11 protein-coding genes are annotated in these 16,830 nt (G+C 48.2%); 2 read left to right on the top strand and 9 right to left on the bottom strand.

Annotated features, from left to right (window positions below):
• Window positions 1-380: 380 nt before the first annotated feature.
• From ACYX4J_RS01490 to ACYX4J_RS01520, 7 genes are all read right to left on the bottom strand, one after another.
• Window positions 381-1,211, bottom strand: a complete 831-nt coding sequence (locus ACYX4J_RS01490) for a polyphosphate kinase 2 family protein (RefSeq protein ID WP_476177705.1) — start codon at window positions 1,209-1,211, stop codon at window positions 381-383.
• Window positions 1,212-1,250: 39 nt separating this feature from the next.
• On the bottom strand, window positions 1,251-3,776 hold the full coding sequence (locus ACYX4J_RS01495; protein ID WP_476177706.1) for a plasma-membrane proton-efflux P-type ATPase: 2,526 nt from the start codon (window positions 3,774-3,776) through the stop codon (window positions 1,251-1,253).
• 925 nt (window positions 3,777-4,701) lie between these two features.
• A complete protein-coding gene (locus tag ACYX4J_RS01500; RefSeq protein WP_476177707.1) occupies window positions 4,702-5,031 on the bottom strand; it encodes a hypothetical protein in 330 nt (109 codons plus the stop codon).
• A 102-nt stretch (window positions 5,032-5,133) separates the two neighbouring features.
• Window positions 5,134-6,492: a hypothetical protein gene (locus tag ACYX4J_RS01505; protein WP_476177708.1), complete on the bottom strand. Its 1,359-nt coding sequence runs from the start codon at window positions 6,490-6,492 to the stop codon at window positions 5,134-5,136.
• Between the two features lie 97 nt (window positions 6,493-6,589).
• Entirely contained in the window at window positions 6,590-6,985 is a 396-nt protein-coding gene (locus tag ACYX4J_RS01510; protein ID WP_476177709.1) for a hypothetical protein, read from the bottom strand.
• A gap of 88 nt (window positions 6,986-7,073) precedes the next feature.
• Entirely contained in the window at window positions 7,074-7,373 is a 300-nt protein-coding gene (locus tag ACYX4J_RS01515; RefSeq protein ID WP_444913290.1) for a hypothetical protein, read from the bottom strand.
• Window positions 7,374-7,444: 71 nt separating this feature from the next.
• Window positions 7,445-7,762, bottom strand: coding sequence for a hypothetical protein (locus ACYX4J_RS01520; protein WP_476177710.1), 318 nt, complete (start codon window positions 7,760-7,762; stop codon window positions 7,445-7,447).
• A gap of 1,042 nt (window positions 7,763-8,804) precedes the next feature.
• Between ACYX4J_RS01520 and ltrA the strand changes: the two genes are divergently transcribed.
• Entirely contained in the window at window positions 8,805-10,076 is a 1,272-nt protein-coding gene (gene ltrA, locus ACYX4J_RS01525; protein WP_476177711.1) for a group II intron reverse transcriptase/maturase, read from the top strand.
• Between the two features lie 1,886 nt (window positions 10,077-11,962).
• On the top strand, window positions 11,963-12,160 hold the full coding sequence (locus ACYX4J_RS01530) for a hypothetical protein (protein ID WP_476177712.1): 198 nt from the start codon (window positions 11,963-11,965) through the stop codon (window positions 12,158-12,160).
• A 30-nt stretch (window positions 12,161-12,190) separates the two neighbouring features.
• Here ACYX4J_RS01530 and ACYX4J_RS01535 read toward each other — a convergent pair whose 3' ends face one another.
• Window positions 12,191-13,834 carry an alpha-amylase family glycosyl hydrolase gene (locus ACYX4J_RS01535; protein ID WP_445361048.1) on the bottom strand — a complete coding sequence of 548 codons (1,644 nt, stop codon included), beginning with the start codon at window positions 13,832-13,834 and terminating at the stop codon, window positions 12,191-12,193.
• A gap of 210 nt (window positions 13,835-14,044) precedes the next feature.
• Entirely contained in the window at window positions 14,045-16,759 is a 2,715-nt protein-coding gene (gene malT, locus ACYX4J_RS01540) for an HTH-type transcriptional regulator MalT (protein ID WP_476177713.1), read from the bottom strand.
• Between the last annotated feature and the right edge of the window lie 71 nt (window positions 16,760-16,830).

Below are 16,830 nucleotides of genomic sequence, written 5' to 3' on the forward strand. Positions count from 1 at the left end.
CCTTGGGGTGAATTTTTTATAGAAAACTATGCTGCAGTATATTTAGTACTAGGACGAAAAGCTTCAATAGTTATGGGTGGATAAATTCTGCGATAGAAGATAATTTCATTATCCCTGATTATGAATTTGGGTGAACGATATACAGTTATTTGCTACTGATAACAATTGAATACTTATTTGGGGGCAGTGGCCAGAGGAAAATGATACTGCAGCTGATTTCGTATTGAGGCAGAGTGACTTTGTATAATTTATTGAGAATGACGGCGAGCTGCCCAGCGCATCCACTTTAATTCCTCTGATAGAAATCTATGATTAAAAGATAACTTGTTTATTAAAGGTTTAAGGAATAATAGAACCTTAATTTTTTAGCTTTTAATTTGTTAAGAATTCTTAAGTTGATGATACTTGGTTTTTATCTCTTCCAGGTTGACAGTGGGGGCAGGGAACTGTGGATTTAATTTTTTTAATGCTTCAGAAATAATCGAGGCTACGGCCAAGTCCCGGAACCATTTGTGGTTTGCGGGGATAACAAACCAGGGCGCGTATTCGGTGCTGCATTGATTTAGCATATCTTCAAAAGCACATATATACTCTTCCCAATATTTTGCCTCAGTATAATCACTTTCGCTGATTTTCCACTGTTTGGCGGGATCATCAATACGTTGCTTGAATCTATCCAACTGCTCATCCTGACTGATATATAGGAAAAATTTGAGTATTATTGTGTTACTTTCAGAGAGTAATTTCTCAAAGTTATTAATTTGATCATAGCGCTCACTCCAAATGTCCATTGGAACCAGGCTATGCACTCGTTCAATCAGTACGCCCTCATACTGAGAGCGGTTGAAGATTGATATATGCCCCCGGGCAGGGGTTACTTTGTGATATCGCCATAAGAAATCATGCTCGCTCTCTTCTTTTGAAGGTTCCTTAAAGGAAATCGCTCTACACATTTGTGGATTTGTTGCGCCTAATACATGCTTGATGGTGCCATCTTTCCCCGAGGCATCTATTCCCTGCAAGCAGATAAGTAGAGATGTTTTACGCTCAGCGTAAAGCTTGTAAGTGAATGAACGTATCTGCTCATCTATACGCTGGGTATCTGGGAGTGCCTCTTCACGACTTTCGTAACAATGTTTGAAGCCCGGATCTATTTCGGAGAGCTTTATCTTGCTGCCAGGCTTTACCCTGAAATCTTCGAAACAATTCATAGTTCGACTGCCTACCTTTTTTAGGCTTTTGTAGATGGCTCAGATATCACTTAATCTTCGATAAAGAAGTTTCTTGACCAGGTCCAGGAAAAACATCCAGATAATCATGTATAGCCATACCAGACCGATTATAGTCCAGGGTATTGCCGGCACCAGCCAGCCGAATCCACACATCAGCACGGTAAATGCTTGGGTGCCAACAATTGCGATAAACAGAGGGAAAGCGGGTAGTGGTTTGGAAAAGAAAGCTGTACGAGAGCGCACAACGAATAACAGTAGATGTCCACCCGCTACGATCTGTAAAAATACGATAGTTTGAATTTGCTCTTTATTTAATGCGATCCAGGATTGCCAGTTGGTGTTATTGAGCCATTCCATTCCAATAAAGAGAATACCCATTGTTTGAGCAATAGAAAAAAGGCCGATAATGCTGGAGCCCAGTAATAGGTCTCGCATTTGCCAGTGCACAGGTTCCTTGGGAAGCAGAGTATTATCGTAGGCAATGGTCATAATGGGAATGTCATCAAGAAGAGCCACTAGTACGATCATAACCGGGGTTAGGGGCGAGAAGCCGAACATTATGGTAGCAAAGACAACCACGACCATAATATCCAGGGTCATGGATACCCGGAAAAGTACGTAGTTAATAATGCGTTCAAATATTTTTCGGGCTTCATCGATGGCATCGACGATGGTTGATAGTCCGGGAGACGTCAGGATAATGGCTGCAGCCGCGCGTGCGGCGTCGGTTGCTCCGCTAACGGCGATACCGCAGTCAGCTTGCTTGAGGGCCGGCGCATCGTTTACACCATCGCCAGTCATGGCAACTTGGTGACCTCTGCCTTGCAATGCTTTCACAATGGCATATTTATGTTCGGGAAAAACCCGCCCAAACCCATCTGCACGTTCAACGGTGTCGACGATAGTAGATGGCAGGTGGTCCATATCCTGGGACTTTTTAAACACACTATTGGCAGCGAAAATATTTGTTCCAATACCGACTTGGGTGGCGATTTCTTTGCCGATAGCCACATCGTCGCCCGTAATCATTTTTACTTGAAGCCCGTGTTCCCGTGCGCGCTGAATAGTGTCTTTGGAGTCATCCCGAGGTGGGTCTTCAAGAGACAGAATACCCAGGAATTGCCACGGTGAGCCGGTTGCCTTCTGCGCAACGCCCAGGGAGCGTAGCCCCCTGGAGGCCTGTTGTTGCACACAAGCAGTGGCTTTGTCGGCCTCGGCACCACTCAAGTTACATAAGTCGACAATAGCCTGGGGGGCCCCTTTGCTGAAATATAGGGTTTGCCCATCCTGATTCTGTACCTTGACTTCAGTGCGTTTGCTCACCGGATCAAAGGGAGTGAATTCCTCAACCTTATATTTCTTCAGTTCTTCCTTATTTTTCAGGCCGGCAAAAACTGCTTGATCAATTGGATCACTGGCGCCTGCTTCAGATGCGATAGCGGCGGCAAGAATTAACTGATCGTTCTTTTTCGCGCTGAATAAGGTAGGTTCTTCGAGACACAATTGGTTCTTGGTGAGGGTGCCGGTTTTGTCTGAGCAGAGGATATCAACACCAGCCAACTCTTCGATGGACTCCAGCCGCGAGACGATCGCTTTTTTATGGGATAGCGCCAGGGCACCGAGAGCATTGGTCACTGTGATGACCGAAGGCATGGCAACGGGAATCGATGCGATCAGCAACACCAGTACAGTGCGAAGAATATTGATGATATCTGACCAGTGCCATGTTTCGGCGACCACGATATCGCGGTATAACTCTGTGCCCACCAGAATAACGGCCAGCACCAAACACAGCACGATGAGGAAGTCACCGATATGGGTGACGGCTTTCTGCGAATGTGAGGCACTTTGCCCTGCGCCGGCAACAAGTTGGGCGGTGCGCCCAAAGAATGTATTGTGCCCGGTACCAATGACAACAGCGGTCATCTCCCCGCGTTTGGCGATACTGCTGGAATAGCCAATATCACCGATGTTCTTACTGACGGGTAGAGATTCCCCGGTAAGGGCAGCCTGATCAATACTGATGGATTTCCCTTCGGTAAAGCGCACATCAGCAGGCACGACTTGCCCTAGCTTGATTCGCACTATATCGCCTGGGACCACCATCGCCGCATCGATAGATTGATACTCCCCATCCCTTAATACATTGGCTTTGGGGGCCATGCTGGCCTTCAGTGCTGCCAGCGCATTGGCAGCTTTGTGTTCCTGCCAAAACCCGGCAATCGCGTTGTACAACAGCAGGGCCATAATGATGGCGAAATCGGGCCAGTGGCCAATTAATGCAGAGAGCAATGCGGCCGCTTCAATCATCCAGGGAATGGGGCCCCAGAAAAATCGCAAAAACTTAGCGAGTGCGCTTTGCTCCTTCTCCTGAATGGAATTGGGACCATATTTTTGCAGGCGGGCGCTGGCTTCATTTTTGGTGAGGCCGGCGGGTGACGTGTTTAGTTCATTGTAAACTGCATCAATATCAGCGTTCTGCAAATCTAACGATTGCTGATCGCTGTTGTTTTGATTATTTGGCGATGATTCTTGACCTTGCACTTTGGGTTTCCCAATGACAAAGGTTTACCTGTGGAGTCTTTTCCAGCACTAGATAACTCAATCTAGCAGTTTGCGCCATTCGCTATGTGAAAATTTATGACGGTGGTAAGGGAAATTTGAAGGCGTGGAATTAAAGGTCTAAAAGCCGGCATTGAGCTGGCGTGAAAACCATTATTCCTGTGGGCTATTGAAAGGGGTATATCAGTGACAACTGATCAAGCTGCAGGATCAGCCTATATTGATAACGTCGCGGTTTTTCTACGGGGTTTCGAATAACAATCCGTGCTGTAGTCCTTGGCCAACAAGCCTAAGGTATAGGCCATATGCAGGTGCTTTCAGTATATGCCTAAGTTCTCTTTAGCTCATAGTGCATTTCACGATAGGCCTAAACCTAACTATACAGGGTGTCTACTAAACGTGGGTATGTCTTAGCCCTAACGCCTTCAGTATGGGCGGCCGCTATGGAGCGAAGCGGAATAGTGGTCGTCCAGCCCGGCGGCTTTTTGCCGGGCGAGCATGCCTAAACTGGTTAGGTTTACGGACTCGCAGTATAGCGCCATGAAACCACCCCCGATTTTTTGCATGATACTAACCCCACTGACCCATAACGACGACGGATATTGACACAACCAAAAACAGTAAAGCAGCAATAGTAAGCGTTGAAACTAAAATGTACTTGTTGCGATGGAGAGCATACGAACCAAAGGTTAGCTTCGATACAATGCTACCCACTGCGACTGGCGCACCTATAGCTAGGGCTATAGCCATCCAGGGACCTATTGCCTGAATGATTGTGCCTGCGCCGACGAATAGCGCTTCCATTCCAAACTCCATCGAGTACACCTAACGTTGCCAGCAAGGGCAGCCGAAGCGTAGCGTAGGCCGTCCAACCCAGCTATCAGCTGGGTGAGCCTGCTTGGCCTAGTTATGTGTTTTCAATACCAGCCCATGACTGGGCGTTTACTAACTTGACCTCTACACTAATCTCTTCAAATTCTGGAGAATAATCTTCAATATGAATAAAGTCAGTAGAAATTTTATTACCTGACTCATCTTGAAGCATCAACTCCAGATCATCTCTCTTTTGATAATACTCATCATATTGCTCGCTGGCGAATAGCTTAAAAACACTTTTTACTTTTTGATAGCCAGGACATTGTATAAAACGTCCATGAACCATGCCCACACCTAAATCAGCATGCTCCAGTCTCGATTGACCTATGTAAAAATCTTTTGAGAGTATGTAGTAATTCATGTGGTCACATAACGTCGGGCTCAACTGCGCAGCAAGCTGGCGCTTTTTGTGCGGGTTTTGCACAAAAAGTGACAGGTTGCGGAGTCAGATTGCAGCCCCTTGTTATGGCTGCTCTTCTAGTGTTTCATAAGCTATTGAACAAGTACTGCAATATTCTCTAATAACTTTTTTAAATTCTTCGTCGTCTAACTCCGACGTGTTCCTTAGCCCAGGTCCATTCGCTTTGTTTTTAATTGACAACATTAGAATAATCTTATCGTGGGTTGTTTCTCTTACACACTCAATATCTCTTAATTCCTTGATAACAGCACCACTACATGCTGTATCTTTTGTCTCGAAGCCAGACTTACTAAGCGTTAGCCTGCTTCGTAATAAAAAGCTTGCATTGAGATACAATATGGCGATGAAACAGAGAGCTTTTGCCCATATATATGGTAAGAATACAATCCCCAAAACCATTAAGCCAACTCGAACTACTAGCCTTCTAACAGTAGGTCCGAGTACGACAGGCTCCAGATCAAGTTCATCTAAAGCAGATTTTATTCTGTTTGTAGAAGATAGATAATATTCAATTGATAAAAATGAAGTAGGAGTCTCTCGGCTTATAAGCCAGCTATAGCTAACCAATGAGCCTTTTCTTCCCGACTCAATAACTATCTGTGAAGGAGTACTTCGATTTGAATGCTCTTGTCTAAAATAGAAATTCGCTAAACAATAAGCCTCTATATCATTAGAGTTTTTATCTAAATGCTCATTTGCTGCTTCCATAGCCCTTTCTGAAGATGAAGCATTAATGGACATGATTTTGACACCATCAGCTTTCTTAGTAAGTAATAATAGGTAGCCAAGAATATTACTATTTTCTTTATATTGAGAAGCCTGGATTGCTAAATTACTAAGATCCAATAGTTCAGTAGGACAATCTTCATATTGCGCTTTTAATTCAGACTTAGTTGAAGGTATGTCATTAATCGGAAGCTCTTTAATTTCTGGTTCTCGATTGTTTTCATTAATCAACTCTTTAGACTGCATTGGATTGGGAGCGATCCACTTCCAAGATACAGAGTTGCAGTCATCAATCTCATTTTCATTCAGAAAGTACTGGATACTCCCAACACTGCTATTCTCTAGTTCTGTTTCAATACACTTAAACCCAAGACTTTTTAAAAACGTCAACATCTCAAATTCATCTAGTGAAGTGAAAGTATCAAATTGTAAGCAATATGATGTGTCATTTTTATCGAGAATAAAGGCTATGTCTAAATAGTGTTCAACTTGCTTGTAAAGCTCTTCGCTTCCATGTTTAGGGGAACATCCTACCAATCTAGATAATCTCTCCCCGTATTTCTCGACTAAATCACTCCAGCTCTTGCTCTTTACAAGGTTTTCGAAAGCAAGATAGTTCTCATAACCCTCACTCTCATTAGTATCGAAATAACACTGATAGTATTTTGCTGACATTAATATTCCCTTACTCGATGTTTATTCATGGCTATAACGCCCGCAGTTGCGGACACCTTGGAGCGCAGCGAAAAGGTGTTCCGGCAGCCTGCGCTTGTTAAGCCAGCCAGAGCTCATAAAGGCACCATACTCCATAAATAGTTAATGGCAAAACGAACAAACCATAAAGCACAACTGCTGAGGGAGATGTAAACAAAATAGCTAAAACAGTACCTGCGCCCAACAAAATCACCGGCACTCCTAGCAACGTTGAAACCGCCTTTTCAAGTGAACCGATTTCGGATAATGGAGTTTCCTTATAAAGGAGCCTCCAAAGCTGCAATAGAGCTAAGCACGGTACAAAAAGCAAAAATGCTGTTTGATATGGATTTGGCCCGAGATCAACTCTTCCTTCACTAAACACGGCCAATCCGAGAGCGATTGTTAAATAGAATACCCAGATCGTACCGGGAACTATAGAGAGCAATCCAATTATTCTACTTTTCTTGGTCATATTGGCTTAACGCCCCGCACAAGGGCAGACAAATAAGCGTAGCGTTTTGGCTGTCCCAGCGACCAAAGGGAGCGATTGCTGCGGCTTGTTAACTGTATGTACCGAAACCATAACGGTATACCTCTGGAAACAGAAAACCCACAAACAGTAAAACAAATACAACAAGTACCCCAATGGCCATTGCCTTAATTGGATGAGCTTCTTTTCCTTCTGGGTTGTCGGTAGCTCCTGGCATATTTTCAGGCATATGTACCATTTCGCCAAAAACTCCTAGAGCTGCAACTATAACAACACTCATATAGAAACTAATTCCAAAGAAAAATGAAATAGCAGTTGCAAGTACGACCACTAATGCGAGCCTCAATGCTATCCCTTTTCCCCTAGTCATAATTTCACCAGTACAGTTAACGCCTTTAGTTGCGGAAAACTGCGCAGCAGATTTTCCGCAACCTGAACTTGTTAGCTATTTTTAAGCTCTTCATCTGTAATTATGAGCATATCATCAACAGGCTCACCATCTAAATCACTGAAAAGAGAGTAATACCCAACTTCTTCTCCTTGATAATCAATCCCAAGGGTGGTTTCAATATATAGATACTCAAACTCAGCGTGCTTGAAGCAGAACTTATGAAACTTGAAATAGAACTCGAAGCTTTCGGTAATGTTCTTTTCCATACCAAAATCTTCTGAATTTACCCAAGCAGATGCACCATTGAAAGCTTTGACTTCAAGGTCTAGATCTTCTTGGAGTGAATTCAATTCCTGAGCTATCTTCACAAACAGTCCTTATATAGCTAACGAAAATAGATATGCGGAACCGTTAAGAAAGTTGGCAGTGCCTTTGTGCAAGCAAAGGGAATGACAACTTTTAGGTTTCCGCATAATCGGGTTGTTATTTGTTGCTCGTGGCACTGTGTACAAATCCACTACAAATATCTTTCTTTTATTGTCTACCACGATTCGGAGAGAGAAACTAGCAGCACTAGGTTCGCGGCCTTGCTTCGAAGCGGCTGCGCCGTCCGCATTAACTTCGTTATGCGAGCGTCGCTGAAGCTTCGAAGCTTACATGAAGGTCGAACCGTTGGCTATGGGCTTTCCCGCCAATACTGTTTTTTTATACAGCAACCTAATAATTACCTGCTATTCTTTATTGAACCCCCGCAAAACTGGAGCGAGCGACCAATAACGCCGCGCTTTGCGGCTGGTTTGGAGCGCAGCGGAAAACCAGTCCGACAACAGCGCCTTGGTACGCCCAGCATGGGCGTGAACTAATGGGGTGAAAGTCCCCTGTAGGAGGATCACCGTTTAATGGATTCCATTAAATGCTAACTACTAGCGAATGGCAACTGCAACACCGTGAGGTCTTGTGGGGAGGAAGCCGCTAGCAAAACTACGAGCTGACGGACAGAAACATCATATAAGGCTTAGCCTGGAGGCGAGGTGGCCAAGAACACCGAAGCCATGTGATCTAACGGGTAGAGTAAATGATGCTGTTGTGTAGTGAAAGTTCACGTTCTTATCTGGGGAGATCTGTTCAACCTGCTGCTGTAAAGCTGTCAGCGTGGCCGCTGACTCATAAGTAGGCCCAGCCCGCTAGCCACCATCGCGGGGGTAAACAAAATTGGTGGAACACAGCAGCGCCTCGGCCAGTAATGGCCAAGGTGATTGAACAGAAGTCAGCCGACGGCATAGTAGCCTAATGCCAAGATTAATACCTTGGATACGGTGAAGGCCTGAACCCAAAATCCACGAGTTAAAAGACAGGGCTAGCCTACCGATGTGTTGCCAGCCGGATATAAAATTGACGTAGCGCACTGCCATGACACTCAACTCAAATGAAAATCTGCTTGAAGCCATCCTCAGCAAAGAAAATCTTAATGCTGCATGGAAACACGTGCGAAGCAACAAAGGTGCCGCAGGCATTGACGGGATTACTGTCGATAATTTTGTGCAGCACTTCAAGGCAGTTGGCGACGACCTCATCGAGACTATTCGACAGGGTCATTACCAGCCGCTTCCCGTCAGGCGCGTCTACATTCGCAAGCCAGATGGGGGCCAGCGTGGGCTCGGGATACCTACGATCTTTGATCGTGTTATTCAGCAGGCTATCGCCCAAATCATCGGTCCCAGTTTCGATAAAACCTTTTCGGAGTTCAGCTATGGGTTCCGCCCAAAGCGATCGCAGCATCATGCGGTGAAAAAGCTGCGAAAGTATATCGAGGGAGGGAAACGAATAGCAGTGGATGTCGATTTATCTAAATTCTTCGACCGGGTAAATCATGATTTCCTCATGAGTTTACTTGGCCAAAGAATCAGCGATAAGCGCTTACTCAAACTGATCGCAAGCTACTTGCGTACAGGAAGTGTAGAAGATGGATGCTGGAAAGCCTGTCATGAGGGGGTGCCACAAGGTGGCCCTTTATCGCCGCTGCTGTCCAATATTGTACTCGACCTGCTCGACAAAGAGCTGGAAAAACGCCAACACCTTTTTGTCCGCTATGCGGATGATTTTGTGATTGTTGTTTCCTCTAAGCGTTCCGGCGAACGGGTTATGGCTAGCATCAAACGCTTTGTTGAGCGCAAGCTTAAACTCAAAGTTAACGATGCAAAAAGCCAAGTAGTCCCGGTTAGTCGTTGTAAATTTCTGGGTTTTTCTTTCCGTGGAGCAAAGCTTGTCTGGCATGATAAGTCACTGCGCCAATTTAAATACCACGTCCGTCAGATTACAGGACGATCCCGTGGTATTTCGATGGAAAAGAAACTGAAAGAACTTACCGTATACCTCCGTGGTTGGATCAACTATTTTGGAATAGCGCAAGGCTATCAAAAATGTATAGATCTAGACTGCTGGATACGTCGGCGATTAAGAATGAGCTATTGGAAGAATTGGCGCAGAGTGAGAACGAAAGTTCGGAATTTACTGCGTATGGGTGTGAGTGAATCGCTAGCAGTTACCTGCGGCTCGTCCGGTAAAAGTTACTGGCGAAGCGCAAAAACTGAGGGTATTCATATTGCGCTCAATAATGGGTTCTTCGAAGAGATGGGGTTGATTTCATTGCGAGATCGTTGGGTAGAGATTCATTACGGATAGGGAACCGCCCATTGCGGACCCGCACGATGGGTGGTGTGGGGGCCGGTAGCTAGAAACTACCGGCTACCCGATTTAACTGTTGATTTCAATACACTCTGCACAATACAACTCACTCTCGCTTTCGTTTAGAAGATAACTAATTCTATATCGTTCGAATTCGATATTTGGATCGCTACCCTCTTGAATTGATACTTCAGTGGCCCCTACAAGGCTGGAAATCGCGCCTTTGTAGCCTTTAATTCTGAAAGATATCAGGTCATCCTTTTTCCGTGATCTTTGCACGGTAATAACACAACCCCGAAAATCGCCTCGAGTCTTTGGTGGCTCATCATATCGATACGACGTAATTTTCGAATATTTTCCAAACTCGTAATTCATAACGATGCAAAAGCAGTTAACGAAAATAGATATGCGGAACCGTTAAGAAAGTTGGCAGTGCCTTTGTGCAAGCAAAGGGAATGACAACTTTTAGGTTTCCGCATAATCGGGTTGTTATTTGTTGCTCGTGGCACTGTGTACAAATCCACTACAAATATCTTTCTTTTATTGTCTACCACGATTCGGAGAGAGAAACTAGCAGCACTAGGTTCGCGGCCTTGCTTCGAAGCGGCTGCGCCGTCCGCATTAACTTCGTTATGCGAGCGTCGCTGAAGCTTCGAAGCTTACATGAAGGTCGAACCGTTGGCTATGGGCTTTCCCGCCAATACTGTTTTTTTATACAGCAATCTAATAATTACCTGCTATTCTTTATTGAACCCCCGCAAAACTGGAGCGAGCGACCAATAACGCCCCGCTAAACGGCGAGCGAAACGCAGTGTAGCGAGTCCAGTGGAGGCCGTGTTTTTCGCGGCCGGAACGATGTTTGAGCGGCTTGTTATGAGCATTATTCTTTGACAGTGCACTTTGTGAATTTTTCACACCAATAGAGATTATTCTCTACTCTCCAGCGGACTATTGGGTTTTTCATTGCCTCATCACCTCTAGCCCATCCATTTACCCGATAATCATAGTATCCAATAGTCCAATCAACATAGTACGGTGCTAACCGATACTCTATTGAAGCCATCTTTATTGCTGGGCCCCACATAAATATAAAACCATGCAGACTTAGCATAAGAATGGAGATTCTAATGGCTAGTTTCATGTGAACTCATAACAGTTAATTCAAAAGAAGCGTCTTTATATCACCCTTCTATATAATTCTGGTGCAGTCATCCAAGATTACCCAAAAAACATAGCAATATCAGTAGGTTAGAGGCTCTGGCGCAATCCTCAACAGGTAGATATATAACAGCGGCTATATATCTACCTGCTTTTCTTGCTCGTGACAATAGTGTCACCCCCTTTAAAGTCAATGACTTAGCTCGCTCTCTCCAGAAATAGGAGAAGCTTCTCTTGAATTCTGATATTGAAAGTAGAACAAGATATGAAATGCTGTATATAAGACAGTTTGAAGAGCAATGTTATGGAAGATATTCGCGGTTGAGTACCAAGTAAGACTGAATGTTTCACGGGAGTCTTCTGGTAGCATATTTGAAATTAAGTACGGTTGTTTTAGAAAGGAGAGGTAAACCTATACTCACTGGGAGAAGCAATTCATGTATTTTGTTATGGAAAATAGTCTCACTGATAGGGTGGGGAGGTTGCGAGAGGCCTCTCTCACTTTGTACTTCAAGGAAGGACTGTCCCATTTCTAAATAGCTAGAATATAAGTCCTATTATCGTTCTTATATAAACGTTCATAATTTTTCAATTTCTTATTTGAAAAATCATATGACGTGACTCTCCAATGGTAGTGCTTTAAATTGAGATTGAAGGATTCTTAACTCGATGAGTTGGTATTTTTCATTAGTTGATGATTTTGGCCTTGCATTTGGTTATTTCCAATGGCGAAGACTTACCTTGAGAGGGGAGCCACACCGGATATCTTTATCTGGTTTTTTATTTTGCAGGCTATAGATGATGAAGTGCTGGAGTTAAACAGAAAAAAGCCGGCATTGTGCCGGCGGGAAAGCAGACGTCGAAAGGAAGAGACGTTGCAGAGAGACTGTATTTCTTACTCGAATGCCCAGGCTCTAATATGAGCTGGGCATCACTTAAATATTGCTAATCAATCAGGCTTTTTTACGCAGCAGCACACAGGCATCTGCGGCAGCTAGCTCTAAGCTACTTCCTTCCGCATTGCCAGCAAACAATGCCGGGGTGATATTGTGCGCACAGGAGAACTCGGCAGGTAGTTCCAGGGTGCCACTGTTTTGCCCCAGGTTGAGAACAACCAGCATTTCTTCGCTGTCGCTGCGCCTTACAAAAGCAAACAAATCACTGCCCGTGTCGATCACTTCTTGCTCTGCTGTCGCCAACGATTGGGGTAGCTCCCGGTGCCAATCGATCAGTGCGCGGAAGCGGTTGAGCATGGAGCGCTGGGCGTCCTGCTGAACCTCTACCGCCCGTTGTTGGTGCTCCCCTGAGATGGGTAGCCAGGGTTTTGCTGTGGAAAAGCCGGCGTTGTCGTCGCTGGTATTGGTCCAGGGCATCGGTGTGCGGCAGCCGTCGCGACCTTTGAATTCCGGCCACAAATTAATGCCGTAGGGGTCTACCAGATCTTCATAGGCAATTTCCGCTTCCGGCAGGCCCAGTTCTTCCCCTTGATAGAGGCAGACACTGCCGCGCAGTGCCAATTGCATCAGCAGGAACAGCGGGGCTCTGGCATCGGCTTGATCGTCGTTAAAGCCTTTGTTCCAGCGGGTTATTGAGCGGGGTACATCGTGATTGCTGATCGACCAGCAGGGCCAGCCCTTGTCGATTACGTCGCGGTTTTTTTCCAGGGTTTCGCGCAGGAAGCCCGCACTGCAATCCTCGGTCAATAGATCGAAGGAATAAGCCATGTGCAGGCGTTTTTCCGTGGTGTACTCAGCCATGATCTTGTGGGTGTTGTCGTCGCCCACTTCACCCACGGTTACAGTGCCGGGATATTGATCCATTAACTGTCGTACCCGCTGGAGAAACACCAGGTTTTCCGGCTGGGATTTATCATTCTGGTGCCACTGGTAATCGTAGTGATTGACTGGTGGCAGGCCTTTCTCATCGAGCTTGAGCGGGCGCGCCGGGTTATTGCCCAGGGCCTGCTGATGGAAAATAAAGTTGACCGCATCCAGTCGGAAACCATCTACACCCCGATCGAGCCAGAACTTCATATCGGCGAGCAGCTGCTCCTGGACTTCCGGGTTGTGCACATTCAGGTCCGGCTGCTCTTTGAGGAAGTTGGCCAAATAGTATTGGCGGCGGCGGGTACACCAGCGCCAGGAGCCTCCTCCGAATACGGAAACCCAATTGTTGGGAGGGGTGCCATCTTCTTGGGGATCAACCCAGACATACCAGTCCGCTTTGGGGTTGTCGCGGTTGGCGCGGCTCTCCTGGAACCAGGGGTGCTGGTCTGAGGTGTGGCTGAGGATTTGGTCGATAATCACTTTCAGGCCGCGTTCATGGGCCGCTTCGATCATCCGGTCGAAATCTTCCAGGTTGCCAAAAATAGGGTCTACATCGCGGTAGTCGGCAACGTCATAGCCAAAATCCACCATCGGCGATTTAAAAAAGGGTGAGATCCAGATGGCGTCTACGCCGAGGGATTTTACATAATCCAGTTTTTGCGTAATTCCGGGAATATCACCGATGCCATCTCCGTTGGCGTCGCAGAAGCTGCGTGGGTAAATCTGATAAATAACGCTATTGCGCCACCACTCATAGCTGTTGCCGCTCATGGATTACTGCCTTGTTTCATTATTTGAAATGTGGAGATAGTCCACCTTTAAAGGATGAGGTGAGTATGGAGCAGTCATTGGCGGGCTTCCTCCTCCCCGGCGAGGGGGGAGAGGGGGGTAAAGGGTGACCGGCCTGGGGTGGCTTGGTATTGGCGGGCGGGGGATGAGGAGCATAGTGGGCACGTCCCTGTGCCGCTGGAGCAGGACTGTTTAAGGCTTGTCCTGGACCGAGCGAAGCATTTGCTCGGCCAGGGCGATGGCCTCCTGGCGATCCTTGACATCCAGCTTTTGGTAGAGGCTGCGAATATGGGTCTTGATGGTGCTCGGTGCCACCTTAAAGTGACGGGCGATTTTCTCGTTCGACAGCCCCGAGTGAATCGCATTCAGTACCTGCCATTCCCTTGGGGTGAGTGGGGAGTGGCGCAGGAAGTCCGGCACGGCATCGCTGGCCAGTATCTCGCGGATAATGGTGTCATCCAGTTCGATGCGAATACCACCGTCTAGCTCTGGCTGCTGCTGTGCCGCTTTGATCAGTTGTTGGGCTTTGCTGGACTCCGCCTCTCCCAGGCCATTTTCCAGGGCGGCTTTCAGGATAACGATTAAAGGTTTGCCGATCTGCAGGAAGCTGGCGCGAAAATCCCGTTCGTGGGAGAGAAGCAGGGCCTCACTAATAGCCTCCACAGATTGGGGGTATTGCTCCCGCAGCCACAGCAGGTGAGATTCCAGCACCCGGTTGCGCAGGCGATCCGTTTCCAGTCCGCACTCGTTGGCGACTTGTTTCAGGCGGCTCAATAGGCGATTGGCATCGGACCAGTGGTGCAGCTCAATCATCGCGCGCACATGGTTGCGCCCGTGGCACTGTTCAAAGTGATTGCTGGGCCTGTCGGCGACGGGAGTAGCCTGTTCCAACCAGCTGGCGATGGCCTGCTGATTGCCCAGGGCGCGCCAGGTGCGGATGCGGGTGGCATCGGCGTTGGCGATCCAGTCTCGGTGGTAGCGCCCGTCAGTGAGCAGCCGCTCGATACGCTCCAGCCACTCCAGGGACTCCTCTTTCTCTCCTCGGGCCTGGGCGATTTTTAACAGCAGGGTGTATTCCGGCAGCAGCCAGTGCTCGCCGACCCGGCGGTTGATTTGCATACCTCGGCGAGCGGATTGCTCGGCACCTTCCAGATCGCCGGACTCCCATTGCAGCTGGCCGCGCAGTCGACACACAAATTCCGAGATGGGTAGTGTGGACAGGTGATTTTTCTGCACCAGTGTCTGCACCTTCTCCTGCAGCGTGGACGCTTTCTTCAGCAGGCCCTGAGCAAAGGCGATCTCTGTCTGTTGGCAAATGGCCCAGGCGGCACTGGGAATATCCCGCTCGGCGATCGCCAGGGCTTCAACTTCCTGCATATAGCGGTTGGCCTCTTGCAGGGCACCCAGGCAGAAGCTGGTCTCACCGGTGACCAGCAGAGCAGAGATTCTCTCGCCCAGCTGGTCTGCGCGGAGTAGGGCCAAAGCTTCTTCGGCATACTCCTTGGCTTGCAGTGTCTGCCCTCGGGCAATGGCCACCTGGGCGCGCATGGTGGCAAAGGCGCCTTCAAAGTCGCGCCACTGTGCCGGGTCCTCCCGCTGCAGCCAGCTTTCCGAGGCCGCCAGGTTTTTCTCGCACAGGTCGTATTCAAAATTCTCCCGCGCCATTTTGGCGGACAGGAGGGTAAAGCGGGCGCTGTGTTGCAGGGCTTCGTCACCGAGCCAGTCGAGGCAGTCCCGCAGCAGGCGCGACTGTCCTGCGCGCAGAAGTTGTTCCCCTCGATCGTTGAGCAGTTGCTTTAACCGCTTGCGGTCGCCGCCGGCCAGGGCGTGGCGCAGGGCCTCCACTGGCTGGTCTAGTTCTTGCCAGGTATCACAGGCAGTGCTGTGCAGTTGCAGCAAATGTTCGCGGTCATTGATTTGCCGCTGCAGGAAGCGGGCGAAGACCGGGTGGAAGCGGAACCACTGGCGGCTTGAGTCCTGCGCCTGCAGGAATAGCCCGCGGCGCGCGGCCTCCTCCAGTAACTGCTGACCGTCTTGCCGACAGGTAAGGCGCTCTGCCAGTTGGGCATTGACCCTGGTGAGGATGGATGTGCAGGAGAGGAGCTGGCGCAGTTGGGGTTCCAGCCGCTCCAGCACTTCCTCAGCCAGGTAATCGAGAATATGACTGTGGCCCTGCTCCAGCTCTGCCAGATAGCGATCCACTTCGTTGCTGTCGCGCACCGATAAAGTGAATAGCTGTACGGCGGGGGGCCAGCCCTCACTGAGATGATGCAGTTGGGCTGCGCGGTCGCCGTCGAGATTAAACGGCAGGCGCTGCTTGAGCAGGGTGGCGATTTCCTCAATGTTGAGGGCCAGCTCATTACTGCCCAATTCCAGTAATCGCCCTTGAACCCGCAGGGTGGCCAGGCCCAAAGGCGGTTGGCTGCGACTGGTGAGAACAATACCGACACCGGCGGGGGCGTGGCGCAACAAAAAGCGGGTAGTGTCGTGCACCTGCTGGTTGTCGATCTGGTGGTAGTCATCCAGCACGATGCGCAGTTCGCTGGGTAGGCCCCGCAGTTCCGACAGCAGGTGGCTCACCAGGGTTGAGGGGTCCGGGCGCTGGGGCGCGGACAACAACTGGTGAGTCTGGGGGACACCATTGCCGGTCGCCCTGTGCACACTTTCCACTAGGTAGCGGCAGAATTGGCTCGGTTCATTATCGCTGGCATCCAGCGTATACCAGGCGACCGGGTTGTCCTGCTGTGAGGCCCAGGAGGTAACCAGCGTGGTCTTGCCGTATCCCGCAGGAGCCGTCACCAACAGCAGTTGATCGCTGTGGCATTGGTTCAGAACCGACAGCAGGCGCGGGCGCGATAGGGCGTGCTCGGGGCAATCCGGCAGGCTGTATTTGGAAGTTAAAAGCATCGCTGCGGGAGGGATTGTTATAAATGTTTGATTTTTGTACAGCCACTATTATGCACCAGGACCCGGGTATT

The organism is Microbulbifer sp. ABM4_008 (assembly GCF_056311705.1).

Excerpts from the sequence above, each read along its gene's own strand:
- ACYX4J_RS01490 (WP_476177705.1), bottom strand. The coding sequence starts at position 1,211 with ATGAATTGTTTCGAAGATTTCAGGGTAAAGCCTGGCAGCAAGATAAAG.
- ACYX4J_RS01500 (WP_476177707.1), bottom strand. The coding sequence starts at position 5,031 with ATGAATTACTACATACTCTCAAAAGATTTTTACATAGGTCAATCGAGA.
- ACYX4J_RS01505 (WP_476177708.1), bottom strand. The coding sequence starts at position 6,492 with ATGTCAGCAAAATACTATCAGTGTTATTTCGATACTAATGAGAGTGAG.
- ACYX4J_RS01510 (WP_476177709.1), bottom strand. The coding sequence starts at position 6,985 with ATGACCAAGAAAAGTAGAATAATTGGATTGCTCTCTATAGTTCCCGGT.
- ACYX4J_RS01515 (WP_444913290.1), bottom strand. The coding sequence starts at position 7,373 with ATGACTAGGGGAAAAGGGATAGCATTGAGGCTCGCATTAGTGGTCGTA.
- ltrA (WP_476177711.1), top strand. The coding sequence starts at position 8,805 with ATGACACTCAACTCAAATGAAAATCTGCTTGAAGCCATCCTCAGCAAA.
- ACYX4J_RS01530 (WP_476177712.1), top strand. The coding sequence starts at position 11,963 with ATGGCGAAGACTTACCTTGAGAGGGGAGCCACACCGGATATCTTTATC.
- ACYX4J_RS01535 (WP_445361048.1), bottom strand. The coding sequence starts at position 13,834 with ATGAGCGGCAACAGCTATGAGTGGTGGCGCAATAGCGTTATTTATCAG.
- malT (WP_476177713.1), bottom strand. The coding sequence starts at position 16,759 with ATGCTTTTAACTTCCAAATACAGCCTGCCGGATTGCCCCGAGCACGCC.